Annotated in this window: 24 protein-coding genes; 13 read left to right on the top strand and 11 right to left on the bottom strand. The window is 70.8% G+C overall.

The genetic code is table 11. From position 1 onward, the window contains the following. Nucleotides 1–44: 44 nt before the first annotated feature. Nucleotides 45–380 carry a hypothetical protein gene (locus EPO13_11360; protein TAK68678.1) on the top strand — a complete coding sequence of 112 codons (336 nt, stop codon included), beginning with the start codon at nucleotides 45–47 and terminating at the stop codon, nucleotides 378–380. On the opposite strand, the gene EPO13_11355 is transcribed toward EPO13_11360, so the two are convergent. Beyond that, the gene (locus tag EPO13_11355; protein ID TAK68677.1) at nucleotides 312–1472 is read right to left on the bottom strand and encodes an SGNH/GDSL hydrolase family protein; all 1161 of its coding nucleotides are present in this window, start codon (nucleotides 1470–1472) and stop codon (nucleotides 312–314) included. The two genes, EPO13_11360 and EPO13_11355, sit on opposite strands and share 69 nt — an antisense overlap. Before the next feature lie 35 nt (nucleotides 1473–1507). On the opposite strand from EPO13_11355, the gene EPO13_11350 reads away from it, so the two are divergent. Together EPO13_11350 and EPO13_11345 are read left to right on the top strand one after the other, a co-directional pair. After that, nucleotides 1508–2893 (top strand): cystathionine beta-synthase, encoded by a 1386-nt coding sequence (locus EPO13_11350; protein TAK68676.1) that lies wholly within the window; start codon nucleotides 1508–1510, stop codon nucleotides 2891–2893. A 5-nt stretch (nucleotides 2894–2898) separates the two neighbouring features. Further along, nucleotides 2899–3168 (top strand): hypothetical protein, encoded by a 270-nt coding sequence (locus EPO13_11345; protein TAK68675.1) that lies wholly within the window; start codon nucleotides 2899–2901, stop codon nucleotides 3166–3168. Between the two features lie 26 nt (nucleotides 3169–3194). Here EPO13_11345 and EPO13_11340 read toward each other — a convergent pair whose 3' ends face one another. The 3 genes from EPO13_11340 to msrA all read right to left on the bottom strand — a co-directional run bounded on the left by EPO13_11340 (nucleotide 3195) and on the right by msrA (nucleotide 7360). Further along, nucleotides 3195–4589 carry a hypothetical protein gene (locus EPO13_11340; GenBank protein ID TAK68674.1) on the bottom strand — a complete coding sequence of 465 codons (1395 nt, stop codon included), beginning with the start codon at nucleotides 4587–4589 and terminating at the stop codon, nucleotides 3195–3197. A 673-nt stretch (nucleotides 4590–5262) separates the two neighbouring features. After that, a complete protein-coding gene (locus EPO13_11335; GenBank protein TAK68673.1) occupies nucleotides 5263–6408 on the bottom strand; it encodes a DUF2029 domain-containing protein in 1146 nt (381 codons plus the stop codon). 277 nt (nucleotides 6409–6685) lie between these two features. Then, on the bottom strand, nucleotides 6686–7360 hold the full coding sequence (gene msrA, locus EPO13_11330; protein TAK68672.1) for a peptide-methionine (S)-S-oxide reductase MsrA: 675 nt from the start codon (nucleotides 7358–7360) through the stop codon (nucleotides 6686–6688). A 176-nt stretch (nucleotides 7361–7536) separates the two neighbouring features. Between msrA and EPO13_11325 the strand changes: the two genes are divergently transcribed. Continuing rightward, nucleotides 7537–8751 (top strand): cystathionine gamma-synthase, encoded by a 1215-nt coding sequence (locus EPO13_11325; protein TAK68671.1) that lies wholly within the window; start codon nucleotides 7537–7539, stop codon nucleotides 8749–8751. A 102-nt stretch (nucleotides 8752–8853) separates the two neighbouring features. Here the strand turns inward: EPO13_11325 and EPO13_11320 are convergent, their stop codons facing one another. Genes EPO13_11320 through EPO13_11310 form a run of 3 tightly spaced genes read right to left on the bottom strand, consistent with a single transcriptional unit; the run spans nucleotide 8854 to nucleotide 13570 of the window. Beyond that, nucleotides 8854–10233: an MFS transporter gene (locus EPO13_11320; GenBank protein TAK68670.1), complete on the bottom strand. Its 1380-nt coding sequence runs from the start codon at nucleotides 10231–10233 to the stop codon at nucleotides 8854–8856. Further along, nucleotides 10196–12187, bottom strand: coding sequence for a hypothetical protein (locus EPO13_11315; protein TAK68669.1), 1992 nt, complete (start codon nucleotides 12185–12187; stop codon nucleotides 10196–10198). Before EPO13_11315 ends, EPO13_11320 begins: the two co-directional genes overlap by 38 nt. A gap of 3 nt (nucleotides 12188–12190) precedes the next feature. After that, nucleotides 12191–13570, bottom strand: a complete 1380-nt coding sequence (locus EPO13_11310; GenBank protein TAK68724.1) for a magnesium chelatase — start codon at nucleotides 13568–13570, stop codon at nucleotides 12191–12193. A gap of 128 nt (nucleotides 13571–13698) precedes the next feature. Here EPO13_11310 and EPO13_11305 point away from each other — a divergent pair, with 128 nt between their 5' ends. After that, nucleotides 13699–15018 carry a histidine kinase gene (locus EPO13_11305; protein TAK68723.1) on the top strand — a complete coding sequence of 440 codons (1320 nt, stop codon included), beginning with the start codon at nucleotides 13699–13701 and terminating at the stop codon, nucleotides 15016–15018. Between the two features lie 38 nt (nucleotides 15019–15056). Here the strand turns inward: EPO13_11305 and EPO13_11300 are convergent, their stop codons facing one another. Both EPO13_11300 and EPO13_11295 read right to left on the bottom strand, forming a co-directional pair. Continuing rightward, nucleotides 15057–16643, bottom strand: a complete 1587-nt coding sequence (locus EPO13_11300) for a DHA2 family efflux MFS transporter permease subunit (protein TAK68668.1) — start codon at nucleotides 16641–16643, stop codon at nucleotides 15057–15059. Beyond that, nucleotides 16640–17197, bottom strand: a complete 558-nt coding sequence (locus EPO13_11295) for a MarR family transcriptional regulator (GenBank protein TAK68667.1) — start codon at nucleotides 17195–17197, stop codon at nucleotides 16640–16642. Before EPO13_11295 ends, EPO13_11300 begins: the two co-directional genes overlap by 4 nt. A gap of 69 nt (nucleotides 17198–17266) precedes the next feature. On the opposite strand from EPO13_11295, the gene EPO13_11290 reads away from it, so the two are divergent. The 5 genes from EPO13_11290 to EPO13_11270 all read left to right on the top strand — a co-directional run bounded on the left by EPO13_11290 (nucleotide 17267) and on the right by EPO13_11270 (nucleotide 21906). Further along, a complete protein-coding gene (locus tag EPO13_11290) occupies nucleotides 17267–18541 on the top strand; it encodes a threonine ammonia-lyase (protein ID TAK68722.1) in 1275 nt (424 codons plus the stop codon). Nucleotides 18542–18594: 53 nt separating this feature from the next. Further along, nucleotides 18595–19401 (top strand): hypothetical protein, encoded by an 807-nt coding sequence (locus EPO13_11285; protein TAK68666.1) that lies wholly within the window; start codon nucleotides 18595–18597, stop codon nucleotides 19399–19401. After that, nucleotides 19398–19850 (top strand): DUF2089 domain-containing protein, encoded by a 453-nt coding sequence (locus EPO13_11280; protein ID TAK68665.1) that lies wholly within the window; start codon nucleotides 19398–19400, stop codon nucleotides 19848–19850. The genes EPO13_11285 and EPO13_11280 overlap by 4 nt, the downstream gene beginning before the upstream one ends. A 209-nt stretch (nucleotides 19851–20059) precedes the next feature. Continuing rightward, a complete protein-coding gene (locus EPO13_11275; GenBank protein ID TAK68664.1) occupies nucleotides 20060–21064 on the top strand; it encodes an ATP-binding cassette domain-containing protein in 1005 nt (334 codons plus the stop codon). After that, nucleotides 21061–21906, top strand: a complete 846-nt coding sequence (locus EPO13_11270; GenBank protein TAK68663.1) for an ABC transporter permease — start codon at nucleotides 21061–21063, stop codon at nucleotides 21904–21906. Before EPO13_11275 ends, EPO13_11270 begins: the two co-directional genes overlap by 4 nt. An 84-nt stretch (nucleotides 21907–21990) precedes the next feature. Here the strand turns inward: EPO13_11270 and greA are convergent, their stop codons facing one another. After that, nucleotides 21991–22752 (bottom strand): transcription elongation factor GreA, encoded by a 762-nt coding sequence (gene greA, locus EPO13_11265; protein TAK68662.1) that lies wholly within the window; start codon nucleotides 22750–22752, stop codon nucleotides 21991–21993. Beyond that, nucleotides 22691–23155, bottom strand: coding sequence for a DUF4307 domain-containing protein (locus tag EPO13_11260; protein TAK68661.1), 465 nt, complete (start codon nucleotides 23153–23155; stop codon nucleotides 22691–22693). Before EPO13_11260 ends, greA begins: the two co-directional genes overlap by 62 nt. Before the next feature lie 219 nt (nucleotides 23156–23374). On the opposite strand from EPO13_11260, the gene mca reads away from it, so the two are divergent. The 3 genes from mca to EPO13_11245 are packed head-to-tail and all read left to right on the top strand — an operon-like array spanning nucleotide 23375 to nucleotide 25349. Beyond that, nucleotides 23375–24241 (top strand): mycothiol conjugate amidase Mca, encoded by an 867-nt coding sequence (gene mca / locus EPO13_11255; GenBank protein ID TAK68721.1) that lies wholly within the window; start codon nucleotides 23375–23377, stop codon nucleotides 24239–24241. Continuing rightward, entirely contained in the window at nucleotides 24238–24555 is a 318-nt protein-coding gene (locus EPO13_11250; GenBank protein TAK68660.1) for a hypothetical protein, read from the top strand. The genes mca and EPO13_11250 overlap by 4 nt, the downstream gene beginning before the upstream one ends. Continuing rightward, complete coding sequence (locus tag EPO13_11245) at nucleotides 24552–25349, top strand: SURF1 family protein (protein ID TAK68659.1); 798 nt, start codon at nucleotides 24552–24554, stop codon at nucleotides 25347–25349. Before EPO13_11250 ends, EPO13_11245 begins: the two co-directional genes overlap by 4 nt. Nucleotides 25350–25434: the final 85 nt, after the last annotated feature.

Below are 25434 nucleotides of genomic sequence, written 5' to 3'. Positions count from 1 at the left end.
AGCCACGGTAGTCCTCGTCCCGCACTCCGGCGCAAGGGAACGCGGTGATCGACTCCACGCCGCCGGCCGGCGCGGCCGACGCCTTCGCCGTCGAGCTGCACCGGACAGTGGACCTGTTGCGGAGCCTGTCGCCGGCCCGCCTCGCCGGTCTGGCGGAGCCCGTCCGCACTGCGGCACAGGAGTTTGCCGACGCCGCGGCGGACGCGGCGGGCGACGTACGGCGGTCGCTGCCGGTGCTGCCGCCCAGGGCGGTCCCCGACCAGTTGGCCGTCACCGGGCAGGACCTGCTCGAGCTGGCCGGCTCCGCTGGGTCAGCCCCGGTCGACGCCGTCCTGCGGCAGGGGGTCGAGCGCCTCCGGGCGCTGCGGCGTGCCACCTGACCTGCCGCCGGCCGCGCCACCTGACTCGCTACCGGCTGCGCCAGCGCCCGGTCCGCCGCCCTCGCGGAGGTCGACCACGGCCGGTTCGTCTGCCTCGGCGGCACGCCCACCGTGACCGCGCAGGCGCAGTCGCGCCCACCGGCCACGAGGCCCCCGGTCCTGACCGCCGACCTGAGCCGCCTCGACGGCCGCACCGGCCAGCTGCGCCGCCGCCACCGCCGCCTCCGCGACCGGCAGCGGCGCCGACCAGCGGGCCGGGAGGAGATCGGCCCCGGTGCCGTGCCGGATCCCGGCGAGCACAGCCGGCAGCAGTGCCTGCGCGGCGGCCCGGTAGCCCTCGGCCGACGGATGGAATCGGTCGGCCGAGAACATCGTCTCCGGGCGCGCGTCGAACTCCGGCCCCAGCAGGTCACCGAGGGAGACCGCACGCCCACCGGCCTCGACCGCTCCGATCGCCTGCGCGGCAGCCAGCGACCGCGACAGGCGGCGGGCGACGTACCGCAAGGGTTGGGCGATCGGTCGGACCGTGCCGAGGTCCGGGCAGGTGCCCACGACGACCTCGGTGCCGTGCTCACGCAGCCGGCGTACCGCCTGCTGGAGTTGCCCCACCGAGACCTGCGGGCGCACCGCGTGGGTGACGTCGTTCGCGCCGATCATGATCACCGCGATGTGGGGACGCAGGACCAGGATCCGCTCCACCTGGTCGGCCAGGTGCCGGGACTGCGCGCCGACCACCGCGACGGTGGTGAGCACGACGCCGCGTCCCAGGGTCGCGGCGACCGCCCGAGCGAGCGTGGCACCGATGGTGTCGTCGCGGTCTGCGACGCCGAGGCCCGCCGCACTGGAATCGCCGAGCATGGCCAATCGCACCGACGTCCCGTCTCGTGGGCCGTAGCGGCCGTCCTGGTACGGCGCGACGTCGCTGCGCGGTCCGATGGCACGCCGGGCGGCGCGAGCCTGGGCGACGAGGAGACCGAGCGTCGCGGCGCCGGCGCCGGCCGCACCACCGCTGCCGAAGGCCGCAGCCTTGGCGATACGACGGGCGTGCGCGACCTTGCTCACGAGTCGAATGATCTCATCGGGCGCCGACATCGGGCCTTCTCGCGTCCGGCCCGTACTCTCGGCGGGTGACGGTCTACGACTCGGTGCTCGATCTCATCGGCAATACCCCGCTGGTCCGGCTGCGTTCTGTCGCTGCCGGTTCGCCGGCCACGGTGCTGGCCAAGGTGGAGTACCTCAACCCGGGCGGTTCGGTGAAAGACCGCATCGCCGTGCGGATGGTCGACGAGGCCGAGCGGTCGGGCGCGCTGCGGCCCGGCGGCACGATCGTGGAACCCACCAGCGGCAACACCGGCGTCGGCCTGGCCCTGGTTGCCCAGGCGCGCGGCTACCGGGCGGTGTTCGTCTGCCCGGACAAGGTCAGCCTGGACAAGATCAATGTGCTGCGGGCGTACGGCGCCACCGTCGAGGTGTGCCCGACCGCGGTCGAACCGGACGACCCGCGGTCCTACTACTCGGTCAGTGACCGGCTCACCCGCGAGATTCCGGGCGCCTGGAAACCCGACCAGTACTCCAATCCGGCGAATCCTCGCTCGCACTATGAGACGACCGGTCCGGAGATCTGGGAGCAGACCGCCGGCCGGGTCACGCATTTCGTCGCCGGCGTGGGGACCGGCGGGACCATCACCGGCACCGGGCGCTACCTCAAGGAGGTCAGTGGCGGCCGGGTCCAGGTCATCGGTGCGGATCCGGAGGGGTCGGTGTATTCCGGCGGGACGGGCCGGCCCTATCTGGTGGAAGGTGTCGGAGAGGACTTCTGGCCGACCGCCTACGACCGCGAGATCTGCGACGAGATCATCGCGGTGTCGGACAAGGACTCCTTCGTGATGACCCGACGGCTGGCCCGCGAAGACGGGCTGCTGGTCGGCGGTTCCTGCGGCATGGCCGTGGTCGCCGCGCTCCAGGTCGCCGCCCGGTCCGGCCCCGACGATGTCGTCGTGGTGCTGCTGCCCGACGGCGGCCGCGGCTACCTGTCCAAGGTGTTCAACGACGAGTGGATGGCGTCGTACGGCTTCCTCGAGTCGTCCTCGACCGACGACCGGACCGTCGCCGATGTGCTGCGGGGCAAGGACACCACGGGGTCCGGGGCCATACCGCCGTTCGTTCACACGCATCCCACGGAGACCGTGCGCGACGCGATCCACATCCTGCGCGAGTACGGCGTCTCCCAACTGCCTGTCGTCAAGGCGGAGCCACCGGTGATGGCGGCGGAGATCGTCGGCGCGGTCGTCGAGCGCGACCTACTGGACGCGCTGTTCACCGGCCACGCGGCGATGGCCGACGCCGTCGACCGGCACATGTCCGCGGCGCTCCCCATCGTCGGCGGTGGGGAACCGATCTCGGCAGCCGTGGAGTTGTTGCGCACCAGCGATGCTGCCGTGGTCATCGTCGACGGCAAGCCGGTCGGCGTCGTCACCCGTCAGGACGTGCTGGGCCTGCTCGCGGCCGGCTGAGCCGGATGGCCACGACGGGGGAGCCGGTTCCCGGAGTAGCGCTCTTCGTCGCACTCGTGTTCACGATGGTCGCTGTCGTGGTGACGATCGTCGGCTACCTCGTCGCGATTCCGGCCGCGGTGGCCTGGGCGGCGGTCGCGAGCTTTGCCGGCGGAGTGGTGATCGCGGCGGTCTTGGCGTATCGAGACGCACGAGCTACCGGAGTATCGATACCTCGCGCGGTGGGCCGGGCGATTCGCCTCGGCGGGCGGTGGATCGTCGAGTTCATGCCCTGAGGCGGGGAGGACGGCGCGCGCAGCAGCTAGTCCTTGCAGCTCTGCCGCACATATAGATCGACCGCAAAGTTCGGTCCAGCTCGTGTCGATCCTTCGCGTGCATAACAGGCGGCGAGAATTCGCGCCTTCTCAAGGTCGCCCGGATCGGCGAGCGCAGGACCGCGGAAGCGCCGAACAACCCACAGCCGGTTGTGCTGCTGTAGGGCAACATCCATTCTTGATGGGGATATCTCCGTCCCGGTGAGCGTACCGGAAGCGGCACCGGACTCCTGCAGCATGGGATCCGCGATTGTAACCGGTCCAAATCCTCGGTTTAGAATACGTAGGTTGTTCGGCTGGTACAAAATTGCGTCGCCTGGTAGAGCATCCTTCTCGATAATACTTGCTACCGCTCGGACATTCTCGCCATGTCCATCGGTGGCCCGAACGGAGGCCTGTGCGCTCCAGCCAAGTACCAGAAGGCACGCCGTGACGGATAGGGCGATGACGGTCCCCACTTGCCGACGCGCAACCTGACGTGGCAGTCGGATGTCGGCGATCAATGCAAATGTCATGGCCACGCCGGGAATGCAGACGACCAGGTATCGAACATCGAATAGCGGATGCACTTGAGAAACCAGCCACAGGGCTACCGCAGGTGCGGCAGCCCACGTCACCGCCAGGGTTGCTGTCCGGCGAGAACGACCCCAGGCCAGTACGACAACGGCAGCAACAAGCAGCAAGAAACCAGCAACAGACGTCCAGCCGAATGAGATCGCTTCCCAAAGGTCTGCGCCGCTAGGTCGACTTAACCAGTCAACCTGCCCGATCTGCTTCGTCGCGAGGGCAGCAAACGGACCAACCAAAAGAAATGCAGCCCCTATGCTAGCCAGCCACCGCCGCGTGGCATGGCGATCCCAGGCGACGTAAGCCAAGTGTCCCAGCAGTACGGAAAGTGCCAAGATATTGATCAAGCCAAGCACGACGATGCACGCTGCATATCCGATCCACATCCCATAGTGACGTCGCCGACAGGCGACTACTAGGGCCAAGGTTCCGGCGGTCGCAACGAAGGTGGCCAAGGCATATGGCCTGGCTTCTTGGGCGTACCGACTTGATATCGGGCATACGACCAAGACCAGGGGTGCCGCAATCATCACGGCGGTCGAGCCCAGCTGCCGTCCGAGAACTGCCAACAGGCCAGCGGTCGCAGCCATGGCGGCCGCCGACAACCCGCGAAGTGCTGACAGATCGCCGCCAGCTGTCACGACGCCGCGTGCCACAGAGTAGTAGAGGCCGTGGACGAGGTCAGCGTTGCCAAGGGCGCGCCATAGATCCCCAGTTGAGCGTGAGGCCATGTCGAGTGTTACGAGTTCGTCGCGCCACGGACTCGCTCCGTCGATGCGCCAAAAGAAGACGCCAAATGCTACGACACTCACCACTGCCGGCCACCAGCGGAGCCAAACAGCACCGCTCGCGGGAGCTGAGGACCCTGCGCCTGCCGTTCCCGCATCCGAAGCCGGCGCGGAGGCAGATCCCGACTCGCCACCTGCAGTCACTGAGCTCGGCCCCCGTCCTTGGTTCGACTCCCTCGATGGTGCGCACCATAGCCGCATTTCGGGCCTGTTGTCCGGTCGTGGCGCCTACCGAGGTTCCGAGTCTGTCTTGTCCTCTAGCTCCGTTGTCGCCCTCGATCACAAGTTGCCTGAAACAGCTTCACATCACACTGATTGCAGTCTTTTCCCGAGCTAAACGAGTCGTTCCATCCGTCGAGCAAACTCTCGACCGCATAGTCGGTATCACTGACGGTTGCCGTGAAAACTCCGGGCCCGGAGACGCGATAGCGAGATCCGGCGAAACCTGCGTGCTGAAAGAATTCGACGCGAGTAGACGAGCCGCTGCCGACGTCTTTGTTGCTTGAAGGGTCAGCGAAGGCCGGGACGGCGTCGTTTCGTCGGCCAGACGGTGAACTCTTGCCACAGGCTCGATCGGTCGCTGTTGGGCACACGCGACGCATCTGCACGACGGCGCGTCGGGGTGGCGGCCACGGAGAGTTAACGCACAGTTCTGCTGCCATGAAGGCGGCGCTCCCAGCGGCCTTAGCGGTGTTCGCCATCATGGAACGACGTCTGCACCATGCCTGGTGCGTTCTGGACGAGGAACAACTGCGGCCCTATGCCAGATTTGTTGTGGGTCGGGCTCGAACATCATCACCACGATGTAGGCCAGGCCGAGGAGGAGATACACCGCTCCCAGAACGGGTTCCACGAGAGTCGTGTGTGAGCCGAAGACATCCGACAGCGGACCCAGCCACCAGACGGCGTACGTCGCGGTGGCGGCGATGATCGTGGCGAGCAAGATGATCGCGGCGCGGCGGGCCCGGCGCACCTGCCAGAGGGTGCCGACCGCGGGTACGAACCATACCCAGTGATGGGTCCACGAAATCGGCGAGGCGGCCAGCATGGCGAAGCCGACGACGCAGGTCGCCGCGAGGCGAAGGTCGCACTGCCACAGCTGGGTCGCGATATGGCAGGCGGCGCCGACGAGGGCCACCGCGATCGGTAGCCACAGCCATCCTGGCGGCTGTCCGTCCGCGGCGCGCGCGAGAACGCCGTACAGCGACTGGTTGCCGAGATAGGTGACGCCGCCGACCCGATCAGGCTGGTAGGCGAGGTCCGTCCAGTACTGCCAGGCGGCGGCGTAGGGCAGGAGCACGCCGATCGCGGCTGCGCCGACGAATGTGGCGGCCGTACGCACCGCGTCCCGGCGCCGGCCGGCAGCCAGGTAGAGCAGCACGAATCCGGTCGGGACGAGTTTGATCGCGCCGGCGATTCCGGTGAGGACGCCGCCGAATCGTCGTCCCACCGCGGACGACACGTCCTCGACGACCAGCCACATGACCAGGAGATTGACCTGACCGAACCCGAGCGTCGCGTGCACCGGTTCCATGCACAGCGCCAGCAGGACGAGGACCGCGGCACGCCGCCCGCGGCGCCGCGACGGTCCGGCCACACTGAGCCAGCAGACGCGGACCAGTGCGGCCAGTGACGCACAGGTCAGGACGATCTTCGCTGTCAGCAGCGGCAGCACTGCCAGCGGCGCGAACAGCAGCGCGGCGATCGGCGGATAGGTGAAGGGGAGCCCATCCGGACCGGTCACCTCGTACAGCGCTGTCGCGTGAACCGCGGCATCGCCGCCGGCGCGGTACACGAACAAGTCGATCATTTCCAGCCGGGCGCTCAGCACGACCGAGACGGCCACGATCCCTACAGCGACAGCGGCAATGGCCAGTCGGCGGCCGCCGACAGCAGGCCGCCGTGAGGTCAGATCGATCACTGGCGCCCCCGGGCCCGGCAGGGGTCCGCTGACCGGTCTGGCCTGCCCGAGCACCCCGCCGCCCCGATGCTGACATGCGTGCCGACCGTGGGGCAACGTCGGCCGCCGAGATCGCGGTCACCAGACGTCGCCGGCCGTTGCGTGCGCGGCCGGGGCGGAGGCGAGGACCGGGAGCGTCCTGTCTGGCCGCGCCGTGGATCCGTTACAGCGGAGGCAACTGCGCCAGCGGCGGCAGCGAGATCCCGGTCTCCGCGTGGCAGTCGTAGCCGTGCGGAACCTTGTACAGGTACTGCTGGTGGTACTCCTCGGCGTAGTAGAAGGGCCGGTCGGCGGCCGGGCCGATCTCCGTGGTCACCTCGCCGTATCCCTTGCCGCGCAGGATCGCGTCGTACGCCCGGGCGGTCCGTTCGGCGAGTTGTGCCTGCTCGGTGGTCGTCCAGTACACCGCGCTGCGGTACTGCGTACCGACGTCGTTGCCCTGGCGGTAGCCCTGGGTCGGATCGTGGTTCTCCCAGAAGACCTTCAGGACGTCGTACGTGGACACCTTCGTCGGCTCGTAGGCGACCAGGACGTTCTCGGCGTGACCGGTACGTCCGGTGCAGACCTCGTCGTACGTCGGGTTCGGGGTGTACCCGCCCTGGTAGCCCACCGCCGTCGAATAGACCCCCGGCAACCGCCAGAAGCGCTTCTCCGCGCCCCAGAAGCAGCCCAGTCCGACGTAGAGAATCTCGACGCCGTCCGGCCAGGGCTCCTCCATCGGCTTGCCGAGGACCTGATTCGCGGCCGGGACGTGGAACGGGCGGACCGGCCGGCCCGGCAGGGCGTCGGCTTCGGTCACCATGCGGGAGCGGGCGCCGAACAGCGAGGAGAACGACATGCCGCCATTGTCCTCCGTCCAGTCAAGCGCCCCGGGCCGCACGAGTCCGCCGCACGAGCCGCCGCCGCCCAGCCGACCCGGTGTTGTTCGCCTTCGCGACCCGGTGTTGCGCGCCTTGTGGTTGCTATGCCGGCCCGGATTGGCCTGCTGAGCGACCGTACGGCGCGCAACGCGAGATGGGGGGCGGGTCGGCTGCGCGACTGCCGACTAGGGTCGCGGCCGTGGGTACCGCCGAGTACGGAGCCGAGTACGGATTCGAGACGCGCGCCATTCATGCCGGCCAGGCGCCGGACCCGACCACTGGTGCGGTGGTCCCGCCGATCTACCAGGTCTCGACGTACAAGCAGGACGGCGTCGGCGGCCTGCGCGGTGGGTACGAGTACTCCCGGTCGGCCAACCCGACCAGGACTGCCCTCGAAGAATGCCTGGCCGCGTTGGAGGGCGGTGTTCGTGGTCTGGCGTTCGCCTCCGGGCTGGCTGCCGAGGATGCCCTGCTGCGGACGGTGTGCGAGCCCGGCTCGCACGTGGTGCTCCCCGACGACGCGTACGGCGGCACCTACCGGCTGATCGCCCGCGTCGCCGGGCCCTGGGGGGTCGGCCACACCGCCGTACCGCTGCAGGACCTCACGGCGGTGCGGGCGGCGATTCGTCCCGGGGTCACCCGGATCGTGTGGGTCGAGACGCCGACCAATCCGCTGCTCGGCATCGCCGACATCGCCGCGCTCGCCGAGATCGCCCACGACTCCGGCGCTCTTCTGGTGGTGGACAACACGTTCGCCTCGCCGTACCTGCAACAGCCGCTGGCGCTGGGAGCCGACGTGGTGGTGCACTCCACGACGAAGTACCTCGGCGGCCACAGCGACGTCGTCGGTGGGGCGCTGGTCACCGGCGACGCCGAACTCGGTGAACGGCTGGCATTTCACCAGAACGCGATGGGCGCCGTCGCCGGCCCGTTCGACTCCTGGTTGGTCCTGCGGGGGACGAAGACGCTCGCCGTCCGAATGGACCGCCACTGCGCCAACGCGGCGGCGGTCGTCGACCTGCTGAGCCGCCATCCGGCGGTGGTCGAGGTGCGCTATCCCGGCCTGCCGGATCACCCCGGCCACCTCGTCGCGGCGCGGCAGATGCGTGGCTTCGGCGGGATGGTGGCGTTCCGCGTCGCCGGGGGCGAACGGGCAGCCCTCGATATCTGTTCGCGGACAACGGTCTTCACCCTGGGCGAGTCGCTCGGCGGCGTGGAGTCGTTGATCGAGCATCCGGGCCGGATGACGCACGCCTCGGTGGCGGGTAGCGCACTGGAGGTGCCGGCCGACCTGATCCGGCTCAGCGTCGGGATCGAGACCGCCGCCGACCTGCTCGCCGACCTCGACCAGGCCCTCAGCGGCGGTTGAGCGGGGCCGACCTCGACCAGGCCCCAGCCGCACGCCAAGTACGTCGACGACCGCTGAGCACGTCGACGACCCGCCGGCGCGAACAGTGTCGGCTGAGCGCGATCAACCGGACGCCGGTACGGGCGTCGGCGGCGTACGGCGGAGGGTTTCCGGCATCGTCGTGGTCAACGCGACAGTGACGACGGCGACGACGGCGCCGGCGAAGAACGCCCAGCCGTAGCCGACCGAGTCCGCCAGCAGCCCCGCCACGAGCGGGCCGACGATCGTGCCCACGTCCGACGCCATCTGGTACGCCGCGATCGCCACACCGCGACGTCGACCGCCGACGACGTCGCCGACCACGGCGGCCGGCGCCGAGCCCAGGCAGGCGGCCGAACCACCCAGCACGAGCATCGCGAGCAGGAAGACGACCGGACCGGAACTCAGCGACAGCGTGAGCATTCCTGCCAGCAGCAGGATCGACCCGCCGATCATCACCGGGCGACGCCCGCGGTGGTCCGCGCTGCGGCCCGCGGGGACGAGCAGCACTGCTTGCGCTGCGGCACCCAGCAGGAATCCGGCGCCGGCCAGCGACGGCCCGCTGCGCAGCGACTCGACGACGAAGAGCGGCACCAACGCCGTACGCAACCCGAACGAGACCATCCCGTTGCCGAAGTTGACCGCCAGCGCTGCCCGGTATGCCCTGTCGCGCAAGGCAGCCCGCAGCCCGGTCGCTTCGGCAGACTGCTCGGCCACGCCGGTGTCGTCGCGCAGCTGGGTATGGGTGAGCATCACCAGCGTGACGGCGACGGCGGCGACCAGGGTGGCGGCGTAGACGAAGAAGGGGGCGCGCAGCGACCAGCCGACGACAAGGCCACCAAGAGCCGGACCGGCGATGCCGCCGAACAGGAAGCCGGCCTGGAACGTGCCGGCCGCGCGGCCCCGCTGTTCGGGAGCGACCACCCGAAGCAGCAGCGCGAACGCCGAAACCGTGAACATCGCCGAACCGATCCCGCCCGCGCCCCGCAGGACGAGCAGCCAGGCGAACGACTGCGCGAAGCCGGCCAACAGGCTCGACAGCGCGACGATGCCCAATCCGGTCGCCAGGACCGACCGCTCGCCGAGCGTGTTGACCAGCCAGCCCGCGCCGGGGGAGGACACCAGACGCATCAGGGCGAACACGGAAATCACCGTGGTCGCCGCAAAGGCGCTGACCCCGAACGATCGGGCGAACACCGGCAGGGCCGGCGCCAGGATCCCGAACCCGAGCGCGACGCAGAAGGCGACTCCGGCCAGTGCCCCGACCTCGGGCGGCAGTCCGCCGAGAAGCCGGCGCCTCACGCCAGCGCAATGGGATCGGACACGTCGGCAGCCTAGTAAGCGCGGCGCGCCGGCTTCAGACGGACCGTCGCCGGCCGTGTCGCCGCCGCCGTCAGGCGGGCCGTCGCAGGCCGCGTCGCCGGTGTCAGGCGGATCGCCTCCGGCCCCGCCGCCGGCGCAGATAGTCGCTGACCACGTAGTCGCCCAGCCGGTCGGTGGAGGGGCTCAGCACGCGGCCGCCGTTGCGCCGCGCAACCTGGTCGAGGAATCGCGCCAGCCGCGGCTCGTCACCCAGCCGGAAGAACGTGATCGGCACCCCCCGGCGGGTCATCCGGTCGACCTCGGCGAGAGTCAGCTCGATCGTCTGCCGAGCCGGCGGCCACATGAACGACCACTCGCCGTCGCTGTCGATGTGGGCGGTCGGCTCGCCGTCGGTGACGACCAGGACCACCGGTTCGGCGTCGCGGTGACGATCCAGGAACCGTCCGGCCAGCATCAGCGCGTGCTGCAGATTGGTGCCCTGGACCTCGTTCGCATCCAGATCGGGCAACTCATGCGGCCGGATGATGCGCGCCAGATTGGCGAAGGCGATGAGCTGCACCGCATCCTGCGGAAACGCCGTGCTGGCCAAGGCGTGCAGCGCCATCGCGGTGGTCTTCGCCGTTCGCCACGTGTCGTTCATGACCATCGAGAAGGACTGATCGACCAGCAGGACGACGGCGGCCCGGGTTCGCCGCTCGGTCTCGCGGATCTCGAAGTCCTCGCCACGCAACGGCAGCCGCAGCCGGGAGGGGGACTCGTCGGTGTCGGCTGAGTGCCGGGTCGCCTGCAGGGAGCGGCGTACGGCGTTGCCCACTGTCCGCACCACGTCGATGGGTTGCTCGTCGCCGAAGCGCCATGGCCGGGTCGATCCGGTGAAGTCCCCGGCCGAGCCCGCGTCGTGCAGCTCGTGGTCACCGCGCCGCGCGCCGTCCAACGAGGAGAACACGTGACGCAGCGCGGCTTGGCCCAGCCGCCGCATCGCCTTCGGGGTCAGTTCCAGCTTCCCGTTGCGGCGTAGCAGGTATCCCTGCCCCTCCAGCTGCCGTTGGACCTGCTGCAGCCGGCGCAGGTCGTCGACCGCCTGCCGGCCGAGCGCCCGCCGCACCGCCTCTTCGTCGACGTCGTCGAGCATCGCCCCGTCGTAGTCCTGCCGCATCGCCTCTTCCAGGGCAGCGAGGTCGGCGAGCTCGGCCAGCGCCGTCGTGGCGTCGCCCAGACCCATGGCCTGTTCACCGTCGACGCGTTGCCGGCCAGTCCACGGCAGGTCCGGGCGCAGCGCCCGGAGGTTGTCGGAGAGCCGGCCCAGCTGCGCGGCCAGATCCAAGTCGCCGAGCGCCTGCTGGATCAGTTCGCCGAGCTCGGCGCGCTGCTGGGGTGACAACGAATCCAGCAGCCGCGCGGCAGCAGCGGCCCGGCGCGCCAGCTCGTCCAGCAGCTGGTCCAGGTCCTGCGGCCGGTCCGGGAAGAACTGTCCATGCCGGGCCATGAAGTCGTCGAAGTCGGCCGCGGTGTCCTCGCCACGAGACCGCTTCTCCAGCAACTGGTTGAGGTCATTCATCATGTCCTTGAGCTGCTGCTGCTCGGCGGGATCTCCCGGATCGCGCAGCGACTGCTTGAGGCCCGCGAACTGTTGGTCGAGCACTTCCCGCCGCAACAGGTCCTGGAGTTCTTCGTACGCGGCCCGCGCGGCCGGTGACCGCCAGTCGTAGTCGGCCAGCTCCCGGACTGCCCGGGCAGTGTCGTCGGGCAGCGCGTCGAGCGACGCCTCACGGAAGCGCGCCTCGTCGGCCGGATCGGCGAACAGCTCGCGCCGCTCCGCGGCCAGCGCTCGGTCCAGCAGCTCCCGTACGGCGGCCAGCGTCCCGTCCAGCCGGCCGGAGCGCTGCAATGCCTTGCGGCGCTGGCGAACCTGTCGAAGCAGATCGTCGAGTCCCCGCAGTCCGTCGGTGCCTCGACGCAGCAGGTAGCGCATCGCGTCGCGAACCGAGTCGCCGTCCAGGATCCGTTCGCCCAGTTCGTCGACGGCCCGTCCGACGTCGTACGGCGCCGCCAGCGGGTCGGGCCCTTCGTGGTAGGAGCCGTAGCGGTAGGCCATGTCTCAGACGCTCCCGTAGACGGTTCGACCCTCGATCTCGTCCTTGGCGATCCGGCGCGTGAGATACAGCCCATCCAGTGCCAGTTCCAGGCAGGCCGCGACGACTCCGGCGGATTCGCCGGCGTCACCTTCCAGCGCGGACACGATGCGTCCCAATCCATCCAGCGGCCCGACCTCGGCCAGCAGCGCAGTCGCCGGGACCAGGTCGCCGGACACGATGGTGATGCCCTCGTCGAATCGGGCCACCAGTGGCGCGAGATCGACGCTGCCCAGGTGGGAACGGAAGGTCTCCGCTATCGCCCGCCGGAGCAGATGGTCGAGGACCTCCTCCTCACGACCTTCCTCACTGACGTCGAACTCGACCTTGCCCCGCAGGGTGGGGACGACAGCCGGCAGATCGCATACCCGGGCGACCGCTTCGGCCTCGCCGGTGAGCGCAGCACGCCGTAACGCGCCGGCGGCCACCGACTCTGCTGCCGCCACGGCGAACCGCGCCGACACCCCGGACCGCGCGTCGATGGCGGGGGATTCCCGGACGAGGCGGGTGAACCGGCCGACGACCTCCAGCAGATGGCCCGGAACGACGGCGGCAAGGTCGGCCTCCTGGCGCACCAGGGCGACTTCGTCGGCGAGTTGGACCGGGTAGTGGGTTCGGATCTCGGCGCCGAAGCGGTCCTTCAGCGGCGTGATGATGCGGCCGCGACTGGTGTAGTCCTCCGGGTTCGCGCTGGCGACCATCAGCAGGTCCAGCGGCAGGCGCAACGTGTATCCCCGGACCTGGATGTCGCGCTCCTCCAACACGTTCAGCAGGCTGACCTGGATCCGCTCGGCGAGATCGGGCAACTCGTTGACGGCGAAGATGCCTCGATTGGTTCGCGGCACCAGCCCGTAGTGCACGGTCTCCGGGTCGCCCAGCGTCCGGCCCTCGGCGACTTTCATCGGGTCGACGTCGCCGATGAGGTCCCCGACCGACGTGTCCGGCGTCGCGAGTTTCTCGCCGTACCGCTGCGAGCGGTGCAGCCAGCCGACCGGCAGCTGGGGGCCGAGGTCGTCGGCCAGCCGCCGGCACCGGGTGCATACCGGCGACAGCGGATGGTCGTTGATCTCGCAGCCGGCGACGACCGGCGTCCATTCATCGAGCAGGCCGACGAGGGTGCGGATCAGCCGCGTCTTGCCCTGTCCGCGTTCGCCGAGCAGGACGATGTCGTGTCCGGCCAGCAGCGCGCGCTCCAGCCGGGGGCGGACGGTGTCGGCGAATCCGACGATGCCGGGGAAGGGGTCCGCGCCCGAGCGCAGCCGGGCCAGCAGGTTCTGTCGTACCTCCTCCTTCACCGAGCGGTGCTCGTACCCGCCGGGGGCGAGGTCGGCGCGGGTGGTGGGCAGGGCCGCGGGCGGCTGGGGCGGCAGCGACGTCATGCCCCGACGGTACGTCGGATACGCAGCGGCCGTCGCCGTCCGCGACAGGCGCCCGGCTGAGCGAGGATGGGCGCGTGGTGCAGATCGCCGAGGGGATGGCGGCCGGCGAGGACCTGCTGGCCGCGGCCACTCGCGCGGTCGCCGAGGCCCTCGCGGGCCTACCGCCGCGTGACCACTCCGGCGAGGCCGTCGACCCGCGTGCGACCGTCGACCCGGGCGAGGCCGCCGGGGTGGACGAGGACGCGACGCTCGGCTTCGTGTTCGTGTCCGGCGGCGAATCCCCGGTGGCGGCCGCGACGCTCGCCCACGTCGCCGGGCTGCTGCCCGGGGTGACCGTGGTGGGGTGTACGGCGGATGGCGTCATCGGCGGCGGGGCAGCGGTCGAGAGTGCGCCGGCGGTGGCGGTCTGGCTGGCGCGCCTGCCGGGTTGCCGGCTGCGGTCCTTCCACCTGGAGGTGATGCGCTCGGCGGAGTCCATCTCGGTGCTGGGAATGCCGTCGCGCCACGACGACGACGTGGTGGCGATCCTGCTGGCCGATCCGTGGTCGTTCCCGGTGGATGGCTTCGTGGCACGGTCGGCCGACAGTCTCGACGGGCTGCCGCTGGTCGGCGGACTGGCCTCCGGCTCACTGGGTCGCGGCCAGTCCCGGCTGATCGTCGACGGGGTGATCCACGACCGGGGCGCGGTCGGGGTCGTGCTGTCCGGTCCCGTCGCGGTCCACAGCCTCGTCAGCCAGGGCTGCCGCCCGATCGGCCCGGCCATGACGGTGACGGCCGCGGAGGGCCCGGCGATCTTGGAGCTGGCCGGGGCGCCGGCGGTGCAACGCGCCCGCGAGGCGGTGGCGACGCTGCCGGCCGAGGAGCAGGCGCTGGCGGTGCGCGGGCTGCGACTCGGACTGGCCATGGACGAGTACGCCGGGCACCACGGTCACGGGACCTTCCTGGTCCGGGGACTGCTCGGCGTCGAAGGCCAACCCACCGCCATCAGCGCCGGTGAACCGGTGGCGGTCGGGCGCACCGTCCGATTCCACCTCCGCGACGCCGAGGCTGCCGAGGTCGATCTCGATGCCATCCTGCAGGCGTTTCGGCAGCGACCCGGCGGCAGCGACGTTGCGGGCGCCTTGCTGTTCTCCTGCAATGGACGCGGGCGTGCGATGTTCGACCGGTCCGACCACGACGTGCGTGCGGTACGGCGAGGTCTGGGGGCCGGGCCGGTGGCCGGTTTCTTCGCCGGCGGCGAAATCGGCCCGGTCGGCGGACGCAACCACGTGCACGCCTTCACCGCATCGGTCCTCGTCTTCGACGCTGCCGCGGGCAGCGGCCGTCACGACGAGGTCGGCCGGCCGGAGACCGGCGATCCCGACGACATCGACGCGGACATCGACGCGGCCCTGCGGGAACTCACCGACGACTGACCCGCGCGGCCCTGCCAGCCACGACCCTGCCGGCGCTGCTACTCCGACGGCACGGGCAGCGGCGTAATGGCGTCGTCGTTGAGGCTCTCGGAGTCACGTGGCGCGGTCCGCAGCGGGTGCTCCTTGAGGAACCAGGTGATGACGAACGCCACCAACACCACCGGAACCGCCAGCAGGAACGTCGTGTCCAGCGCGTGGCTGAAGGCGGCCACGAGCGCGTGGTACAGGTCCGAGGGCAGCGCGAGGAGGTTCTGTACCGATGCTGTGGCCGCACCGTCGCCCTTGGACAGTTGTTCGGCGGCAGCCGGTCCCAGGCTTGCGGTGATCTCATGCTGCAGTCGGGCGGCGTACACCGCGCCGAAGGCGGCCGTCCCGAACGACGCCCCGATCGAACGGGCGAACGTCGTTGCGCCGGTGGCGATCCCGATGTCGTGCGGCGACACGCTGTTCTGCGCGGCGATGGTCAGGACCTGCATGACGAAGCCGAGACCGAGCCCGAGGATCAGGGCGTAGAGCGCGAACAGGACGTACGGCGTGTCCGGATGAAGGAACGACATGAGGTAGATGCCCAGCGCCGCGAGGCCGGTACCGACGATCGGCAGGACGCGGTACCGCCCGGTCCTGGCGACAAGCCGCCCGCTCCCGATCGACGTGATCATCAGGCCGAGCATCAGGGGAAGCAGTTGCAGCCCAGCCTCGGTGGGGCTGGCGCCGCGGACGACCTGCGTGTAGATGGACAGGTACACGATCGCACCGAACATGGCGAAACCGAGGATGAACATGACCGCGGTGGCCACGCGCATGGTTCCGTTGCGGAACAGGCGCATCGGCAGGATCGGTTCGGGGTGGTGGAGTTCCTGCAGCACGAACAGGACGAGGGCGACGACGCCGCCGGCGGCCAGCCCGAGGATCGTCGCCGAGGTCCAGTCGTACTGCTGGCCGCCCCACACCGTGACCAGCAGCAGCAGCGTGACCCCGACGAGCAACAGGGCCGAGCCCAGCCAGTCGATGCGTGGCTTGGAACGCTTGGGGGGCAGGTGCATCGCGATGCCGATCACGACGAGCGCCACGGCGCCCAGCGGCACGTTGATGTAGAAGATCCACCGCCAGGACAGATGCTGGGTGAACAAGCCGCCCAGTAGCGGGCCGATCACGCTGGCGAAGCCAAACACGGCGAAGAACAGGCCGGTGTAGCGCCCGCGTTCGCGGGCCGGGATGAGGTCGGCCACGGCCGCCAGGATCAGCACCATGATCCCGCCGCCGCCGACACCCTGCAGCGCGCGGGTGGCGATGAGCTGTGCCATGTCCTGACTCGCTCCGGCCAGGACCGAGCCCACGACAAAGGTCGAGACCGCTATTTGCAATATCACTTTGCGGCCGTAGAGGTCGGAAAGCTTGCCCCACAACGGCGTCGTCGCCGTCGAGGTCAGCAGATAGGCCGTCACGACCCACGACAGCTCGGCGAGCCCGCCCAGGTCGGAGGTGATCGTGGGCAGGGCTGTCGAGACGATCGTCTGGTCGAGTGCGGCGAGCAGCATCGTGATCAACAGAGCGGTCAGCACGGCCCGGGGGGCTCGGAAGGGCACCGGCGGTGCCGGCGGGGTGGCGGTGGTCGGACTGGTCACTGGTCATCTCCTGCTCGCCGGGAGGCGCCACCGGACGCCGCGCCGGACAGTTGGGGTGCGGGCGTACGCCCGGGGCGAGAGCACTTGCCGAGGTCGCCGGCCAGGCGGACCAGCAGCCGGTACAAGGTGGTGCGGTCGGCAGGCGTCCACTGCTCCACAGCGGGCGCGATCGACCGGAGGCCGCCGGCGCAGACCTCGGTCAGCGCGGCGTGCCCCCGCTCGGTCAACGACACGGCGTGCGCCCGGCGATCGACCGGGTCGTGGCTGCGCACGATCAGGCCTGCCTGCTCCATTCGCGCGAGATGCCGGCTGACCGTCGAGGAGTCCAGGCCGATCACGTCGGCGACGTCGGCCGCTCGACAGCTGCCCCGCTCCTGCAGGGTCATCAGCAGCGACAAGGTGCCGAGGTCGAGCGAGGCCGGGCCCGCGACGCGCCGAGCAGCCCGGGTCACCTGGAACAGCGCCAGCGCGACGTCGTACGCCGCGGCCTCCGTGACATCCGTCGGCCCAGCGGCGTCCAGCGTGGCTGCCGCCGGAATAGTTGGTTGGTGCATGCAACTATCTGACCACGCCAGGCTTCGACCTGCCAAATCGACGGTGCCCGATGCGAGGATCCGGCCGTGGTGAACTCGGACAGCACAGGCCAGGACGCCGCCGCGGGGCTCGGCGCCGGCTCGGTTCCCGCCGTACCGATCACCGTCGCCACGGTGCGGCAGGCACGCGACGAGTTGCGGGGGGTGATCCGGGAGACCCCGATGTCCGGCGCCCGCTGGCTCGCCGATCGGGTCGGCGGACCGGTGTGGCTGAAGTGCGAGAACCTGCAGCGCGCGGGTTCCTTCAAGATCCGTGGCGCCTACACGCGCATGGCACGGCTGCCGCCCGGCGATCGCGTCCGCGGGGTCGTCGCCGCCAGCGCGGGGAACCACGCCCAAGGTGTCGCCGTGGCCGCGCAACTGCTCGGCATCACCGCGACCGTGTTCATGCCGGAGGGGGCGCCGCTGCCGAAGGTGAGCGCCACTCGGGCGTACGGCGCCGACGTCCGGCTCGCCGGGTCGTCGGTGGACGAAGCACTCGGGCACGCGGTCGCGTTCGCGGAGGCGACGGGCGCGGTGCTGATCCACCCGTTCGACCACGCCGACATCGTCGCCGGCCAGGGCACGGTCGGGCTGGAGATCCTCGAGCAGTGCCCCGACGTCCGGACGGTGGTCGTCGCGGCCGGCGGTGGCGGCCTGCTGGCCGGAATCGCCTTGGTGCTCAAGCAGTTGCGGCCGGAGATCCGCGTCGTCGGCGTACAGGCCGCCGGTGCGGCGGCACTACCGGCGTCGCTGGCCGCGGGTCATCCCGTACCGCTGTCCACGACGACCACCATGGCGGACGGCATCGCGGTCGGACGGCCGGGCGAGCTGACCGTGGAGTTGGTCCGCCGGTACGTCGACGAGATCACCACGGTCAGCGAGGAACAGATCTCCCAGGCGCTGCTGCTGTGCCTGGAGCGGGCCAAGCTCGTGGTGGAGCCCGCTGGAGTCGTGTCGGTGGCCGCGCTGCTGGCGGGGCTCGGCGGCCTGCAGCCGCCCGTCGTCGCCGTACTCAGCGGCGGCAACGTCGACCCGCTGCTGCTGCTGCGAGTGATCCGCCACGGCATGGCCGCCGCCGGTCGATACGTCTCCCTGGCCGTACGGATGGCCGACCGGCCGGGCTCCCTGGCCCGGTTGCTCGCCGAACTCGGGGACGTCGGGGCCAACGTGGTGGAAGTGGAACATCGCCGGACCGACCCGCTCCTGGCCATCGACGAGGTCGACGTCGTCGTGGCGATGGAGACCCGCGGCCCGGAGCACTGCGACGCGGTCGTCGCGCGGCTACGAGAGCGCGGCTACGCGGTCAGGGACCGCGCAGATTGAAGAATAGAAAGGATGACTTGACACTTTGGTAAGCCAGCGCCAGGGTTCTCGGCATGACGAACTCTCAGTCCACCCCCGACGCGGACGACCTGCGGCGGGTGCTGGAGCGGGTCGCCAGCGGCGACCTCGACCCGGCTGCCGCCGTCGGCCTGCTGGATGCCGTCGCTGCCGCGCCGACCGCGGCCAGCAGCGCTGAGCGGGGCCCAGCCACCCGGGTCCGGGTGCGCGGCGACCGCGCCCGGCTCACCGTCGTGTCCGATCCGACCGTCGCCAGCCTCACCGCGGAGGGCCAGCACCGCATCACCCGGGACGGCGACGTCCTCGTGGTGGACGTGTCTCCGCTGGCCTCGGCAACGGGCGGCTGGTCCCAGCCGGACGGCTACCGGATGGGCGGCATGGACGGCTGGGGCAACTGGCGGCGCTGGGTCGGCGGAGAAGCGCGCGCGACCCTGCGGGTGAATCCGGCGCTGCCCCTCGAGATCGACGCCATGGCGTCGTCGTTGGACATCGCCGGGCGACGGTCGCCGATCGCCGTGCGGATCAGCGCATCCGCCCTCCGGCTGCGAGACCAGCAGGCCACCCTCGAGATCGTCGCCGCGTCCTCGAAGGTCGACGTCGAGGCCCGCCTGCTGGGCGGGTCGTCGTCGATCGATGCCGACATGTCCAGGGTCGTTGCGGTGCTGCTCGCTGGTTCCGAGGTGGCCGTCGTCGGGGACGGGGAGATGAGTTCGATCGCCATCCCGAGCGACAGCCGGGGACGCGGCCGACGAGCGGCGGCCGCCGACCCGGCAGGCGGCACCGGACAGCTGCGGGTGTCCGGACGGATGAGCAAGATCACGGTCGAGCGGAGGGACCGATGACAGCCGCGCCGGGGCGCTCGTCGCCGGCCGATTCGCCGGGGCGGTCGTCCCAGCCGGAGTGGCCGGGACGCGCGTCGCAGCCGGACGTGCCCGCCTATCGCGCGCCGGTGAGCTGCCCGGTCTGCGACGACGCGCTGGTCGTCACCGGCCTGGGCTGCCGTACGTGCGGGACGCAGGTCAGTGGCGAGTTCCGCCATTGCGAGTTCTGTAGCCTGTCGGACGACGACCTCGCGACGTTGCGCAGCTTCCTGACGTCGCGCGGCAACATGCGGGAACTCGCCGTACACCTCGGGGTGAGCTACCCGACCGCCCGGCAGCGGTACGCCGAGATCCTCGGCCGGCTCGGCTGGGATTCCGGCACCGCGGCGCCGGACCGGGACCAGGTGCTCGTCGACCTGGCGGCCGGGCGGTTGACCGTCGACGAGGCGGAGGCGCTGCTCCGGCCCTGACCTGCTGTCCCGGCAAACTGCCGGGCGGATTGTCTGATCGATTCTCTAGGTTCGTTTCCAGCACGCACCCCGACGGCCGTGCGCACCACGGCCAGGTGCCCATCCCGGCGGGTGTCCACGACGCCGGTGCCCACACGGCCAGGTGTCCACGACCTGACGCAACAACGACCGAGCAACAACGACCCGAGCAACAACGAGGGGAGACAGTCATGACCGAGGCGATCGTCGCCGAGGGCCTGGTGAAGCGCTACGGCAGCGAGGTCACCGCACTCGACGGACTCGACCTGGTCGTCGAGGAGGGCCGCGTGCTCGGCCTGCTTGGTCCGAACGGGGCAGGCAAGACGACCTGCGTACGGATCCTGACGACGTTGCTGCAGGCCGACGCCGGGCGAGCTCACGTCGCCGGTTTCGACGTGGCCAGGCAGCCCGACGCCGTACGCCGCAGCATCGGCCTCACCGGGCAGTACGCCGCAGTTGACGAATATCTGACCGGCCGGGAGAACCTCGAGATGGTCGGCAAGCTCTACCATCTCGATCCGGACTGGAGCCGGCAGCGGGCGACCGAACTGCTCGCCCAGTTCGATCTGGTCGAGTCGGCCGACCGCATCGCCAAGGGCTATTCAGGAGGCATGCGTCGTCGCCTGGACCTGGCGGCGTCGTTGGTGGCGCACCCGAAGATCCTGTTCCTGGACGAGCCGACGACCGGGCTGGACCCGCGTTCCCGGCTGGCCCTGTGGGCAGTGATCCAGGAATTGGTGTCGGGCGGGACGACGGTGCTGCTCACCACGCAGTACCTGGAGGAGGCCGACCAGCTGGCGGAGTCGATCTGCGTCATCGACCACGGCCGGGTCATCGCGCAGGGGACCAGCGACGAACTCAAGACCCAGGTCGGCGGCGACGTCGTCGAGCTGGTGGTGCGCGACCGGGCGCAGATCGGCGATGCCGTCGCGGCGTTGCGCGGCCTTGCTCGGGGCGATGTCGTCGGCGACGAGGACACCCGCCGGGTGTCCGCTCCGGTCGACGGTGGTTCGACGGTGCTGATCGAAGCGATCCGGGTCCTCGACGGCGCCGGGATCGCGTTGGACGACGTGGTCTTGCGCCGGCCGACGCTGGACGACGTCTTCTTGTCCATCACCGGGCACGCGGCCGAGGTCGCCGCTCCGGAGGAAGCCGACGGTCGCGGGCGCCGCGGCCGGAAGGGAGGTTCACGATGACGGCCACCACCACGGCCATCGCGCAGGTTCCCGTGCGCCGACGGCCGATCTGGGGCTGGAGCGTGCAGGACGGCCTGGAGGTCACTAAGCGCAACCTCTTGCGCTCCACCAGGATTCCGGAGCTCTTCGTCTTCGCGATCGTGCAGTCGATCATGTTCGTGCTGCTGTTCGCTTACGTCTTCGGCGGGGCCATTCCGGTGCCAGGAGGTGGCGACTACGTGTCGTTCCTGCTGCCCGGGATCATGGCGCAGACCGTGGCCTTCGCGGCAGCGGCCTCGACGGTCGGCTTCGCCGAGGACATGTCCAAGGGCCTGATCGACCGCTTCCGCTCCCTGCCGATGTCGGTGTCGGCGGTGCTCGTCGGCCGCACGGCCGGCGACGCGGTGCGCAACCTGTTGCAGTTCGTTGTGCTGGCCGTCACCGGTCTGATCATCGGATGGCGCATCGAGAACGGCTTCGGCAATGCGGTCGCCGCGTTCGCGCTCTTGCTGTTGTTCGCCTATGCCTTCGCCTGGATCGGGACCTGGGTCGGCATGCTCGTCCCGAACACCGAGACAGCCAACACGGCGGGATTCATCTGGCTGTTTCCGGTGACGTTCATCTCCAGCGCGTTCGTCCCGATCGAGGGAATGCCGTCGTGGTTGCAGCCGGTCGCCGAATGGAATCCGGTGTCCGCGGCCAGCCTCGCCGCCCGTGAGCTGTTCGGGAACCCGACCGGTTTGCCCGGCGATTCGTGGCCGATGACGCACGCGACGTTGTGGACGGTGCTCAGCTCGTTGATCCTGCTGTTGATCTTCGTCCCGTTGTCGGTCCGCCGGTATCGGGGAGCGACCGCTCGCTGAGCCGGGCCGATGGTGCCGGTTGCGGCGCACACACGATGGGCCCGTCCCCCGGTGGGGGCGGGCCCATCGCGTTGAGCGGGCGGGTCAGCCGCCGTACGGCGCGACGGCGAGCACCTCGACGGCCATCTGCTTGCCATTGGCCAGGGTGTAGGTCGTCGCGTCCCCGACCTTCGTCCCGAGCACGGCGGCGCCCAGCGGTGACGTCGGCGAGTAGACCTCGACGGTCGCGTGAGCCGCCTCCTCGCGTGAGCCGAGCAGGAACGTCTCCTCCTCGTCGAACGACGGGAAGCGGACCGTGACGACCTTGCCGGGGGCGACTTCGTCGTCGGCAGAGGACGGGGCGCCGACCCGGGAGTGCTCCAGCAGGTGCTGCAACTCGCGCACCCGGGCCTCGTTCTTGCCCTGCTCCTCCTTGGCGGCGTGGTAGCCGCCGTTCTCCTTGAGGTCACCCTCCTCGCGCGCGGCCTCGATCCGCTTCACGATCTCGGTACGCCGGGCGCCGGTGCGGTCCTCGAGCTCGCTGCGCAGCCGGTCGTAGGCGTCCTGGGTGAGCCACGTGACGTCCTGATCGGTGGGGTTGCTCACGGGAACTCCGTCGGGGTCGGCGACAACAGGCGGTCGGGATGGCGGACGGCCGGCACCGACGTGCGGTCCGGCCCACGGGGTACCCGCTCGCCGTGGGGAAACATCGAGGGTAGCCCGTCGCCTGCCGGAGAGCCCGCCGTCAATCCGGTCCGGGCTGTCGCCGACGCATCCAGGCCGTATCGACCCGGCTGGGCCCGACTCAGCCGGCCCAGGGCTGCGGGGGTGGCGCGACTCCGGGTGGGAACTGCGGCGGGGGGACATCGCGGGGTCGCGCCCCGGCGCCGCAGCCGAGCACCTCGGCGGCGAACGCCGGGGCGAGGGTCCGCAGCCGGAAGGTCGGTTGCTCGTACGCCGTCCCCGCCGGCAGCGTCAGCTCGGCGTAACCGACGTCGACGTGGTCGGCGTCCTGCGCCCGCAGGACGCAGACCACCGGCTGGTCGGCGGGCCGGCGTACCTCGAAGGTGACGTCGACGCGGTCCGCCGCCACCACGCGCCAGGTCAGCAGCGTGCTCCTGACCGGCTGGTCGGTCAGCCGCAGCGCGACCAGTCCGCCGGCGCCGACCAGGATCGCGACCGCCATCACGATCACCGGTACGACCCACGCCGGGCGGCCCCGCACGCCGTACCGCAGTCGCAGGTTGGCCGGCAGGTCTGTCCGCGTCATCGGTCCCTTGATCGATCCCTGGCCGCTCGCGGCCCGGTCGGGGCGGGCGTCGGGGAGAGCCTGCCGCCAGACTAATCTCGACGGCAATCAGGACCGGCGGAGGGAGGCACAGCAGTGGTCGGCAACTCCGGACAGGCCCCCACCGACGAGGCCACCACCCGCGCGAGCGCGGCTGCCACGCCCGGCGCGACTGCGGCCGACGGGGATCGGTTGCGCCTCATGGCGGTCCACGCGCATCCCGACGACGAGTCCAGCAAGGGCGCGGCCACGACAGCTCGGTACGTCGCCGAAGGTGTCGAGGTGCTCGTCGTGTCCTGCACCGGTGGCGAGCGCGGCGACATCCTCAACCCGGCAGCGGATTCCGAAGCCGCCCGCACCGACATGCCGGCGGTCCGGCGCGCCGAGATGGCCGCCGCGGCGCGCATCCTCGGTGTGCGGCACGCCTGGCTGGGGTTCATCGATTCGGGTCTGCCCGAAGGCGATCCGCTGCCGCCGTTGCCCGCCGGCTGCTTCGCGGCGTTGCCGCTGGACGACGTCACCGGGCCGCTCGTGGCGCTGGTCCGCGAGTTCCGGCCGCACGTCATGACGACGTACGACGAACACGGCGGCTATCCGCACCCCGACCACATCCGCTGCCACGAGGTCAGCGTGGCGGCGTTCGAGGCAGCCGGCGACCCGGCGAGGTACCCGGGGATGGGTCAGCCGTGGCAGCCGTCGAAGCTCTACTACAACGGCCGCAGCAAGCGTTCGCTGCTCGCGCTGCACGAGGCGATGCTCGCCGCCGAGTTGGAATCGCCGTACGGGCCGTGGCTGCAGCGCTGGGAGGATCGCCCGGAGGACGCCGAGCGGATCACCACCCGGGTCGAATGCGCCGAGTACTTCCCGGTCCGCGACGACGCGTTGCGGGCGCATGCGACGCAGGTCGATCCCACCGGGTTCTGGTTCGCCGCGCCGTTGGAACTGCAACAGGAGGTCGCGCCGTACGAGGAGTTCGAACTGGCGCGGTCACGGGTGGCGACGCAGCTGCCAGAGGACGACTTGTTCGCCGGTCTGCGCGAGGCGCCAGGCCGGCAGGAGTCGGCATGACGCTGTTGGCGGCGCTCGCGGCGACCCCCAGCCCGTCGGCGCCAGCTGGGTCGGCGCCGATCGACGCGAGTCGCGTGACGCCGGGCCTGCTGGGGCTGCTGTCGTTCATCGTGCTGATCGCGGCGGTGATCATCCTCGGCCGGTCGATGACCCGTCACCTGCGCCGGGTACCGCCCACCTTCGAGCCGCCGGTCCAGGGGTCGGAGTCCGAGTCCACCTCGTCTCCCGGACCGCGGCCCGACGGCGCCGACGGTCCGGCGTCGGACGCTGCGGACGGGCAGGGCGGCCCAGCTCGGCGTACGCCGGGCGGATGAACCGGGCGGACCAGGTGCGCGCCGAGGTGTCCGGGGTGCTGTTCACGCCGCGCTGGGTCGGTCTGACGGCAGCGGCGATCGCCGCCGTGGTGCTGTGCGGGCTGCTCGGCTTCTGGCAGTTCGAGCGGGCCCAGCAGCTGCGTCACGCCGAGGCGGCCGCCTTGGCGGCCCCGGTTCCGGTCGCCAGCCTGGTCGCGGCCGGCGACGACGCGTCCGGGACGGCGCTCGGCCGGCCGGTCGTCGCGCGCGGCCGCTTCGCCACCACCGGCCAGGTGACCGTCGCCAACCGCACCGATGCTGCGGGGCGCACCGGCAGTTGGGTGGTCTCCCCGCTGCTGCTGGACGACGGGACCGCCGTGGCGATCGTGCGCGGCTGGGTCGCCGATCCGCAGGACCCGGCCGCGGCCGTCCCCGCCGGTGAGGTCGAGGTCACCGGCGTGCTCCAGGGGTGGGAGTCCTTCTATCGCGGCGCGACCGGCGTCGGCGCGCCGACAGCGATCAGTCGGGATCTGGTGGCCGACCGCGTGGACGTCCCGCTGCGAGGCGGTCTGGTGCTCGCCACTGCGACGGCGCCGGCTCCCGCGACGGCCCCGGCTCCGGTCGCGATCACGGTCGCAACGCCGACGCCCGGCTGGCCGTTGCAGAACGCGGCGTACGCGGTGCAGTGGTGGATCTTCGCGCTGTTCGCGGTCCTGCTGTGGGCTCGCTGGCTGCGCGACGACCTTCGCCGCGCCCGAGCCGATGCCGCCGGGGCTGCTACGCCCGCCCCGGCCCGCTCGGTCGAGCAGACCTGATCGGAAGTCCGATCCGGCAGTCCGGTGCCACCGGATGCAGGGGCGCCCGGCGGCTGCCCGGCACGGCGCGCGACAGTAGGGGGAC

This window comes from Actinomycetota bacterium, assembly GCA_004297305.1.
Lineage (GTDB): Bacteria > Actinomycetota > Actinomycetes > S36-B12 > FW305-bin1 > FW305-bin1.
The sequence above is the reverse complement of the archived record's forward strand: the minus strand, read 5'-3'. Positions and strand labels throughout refer to the sequence as shown.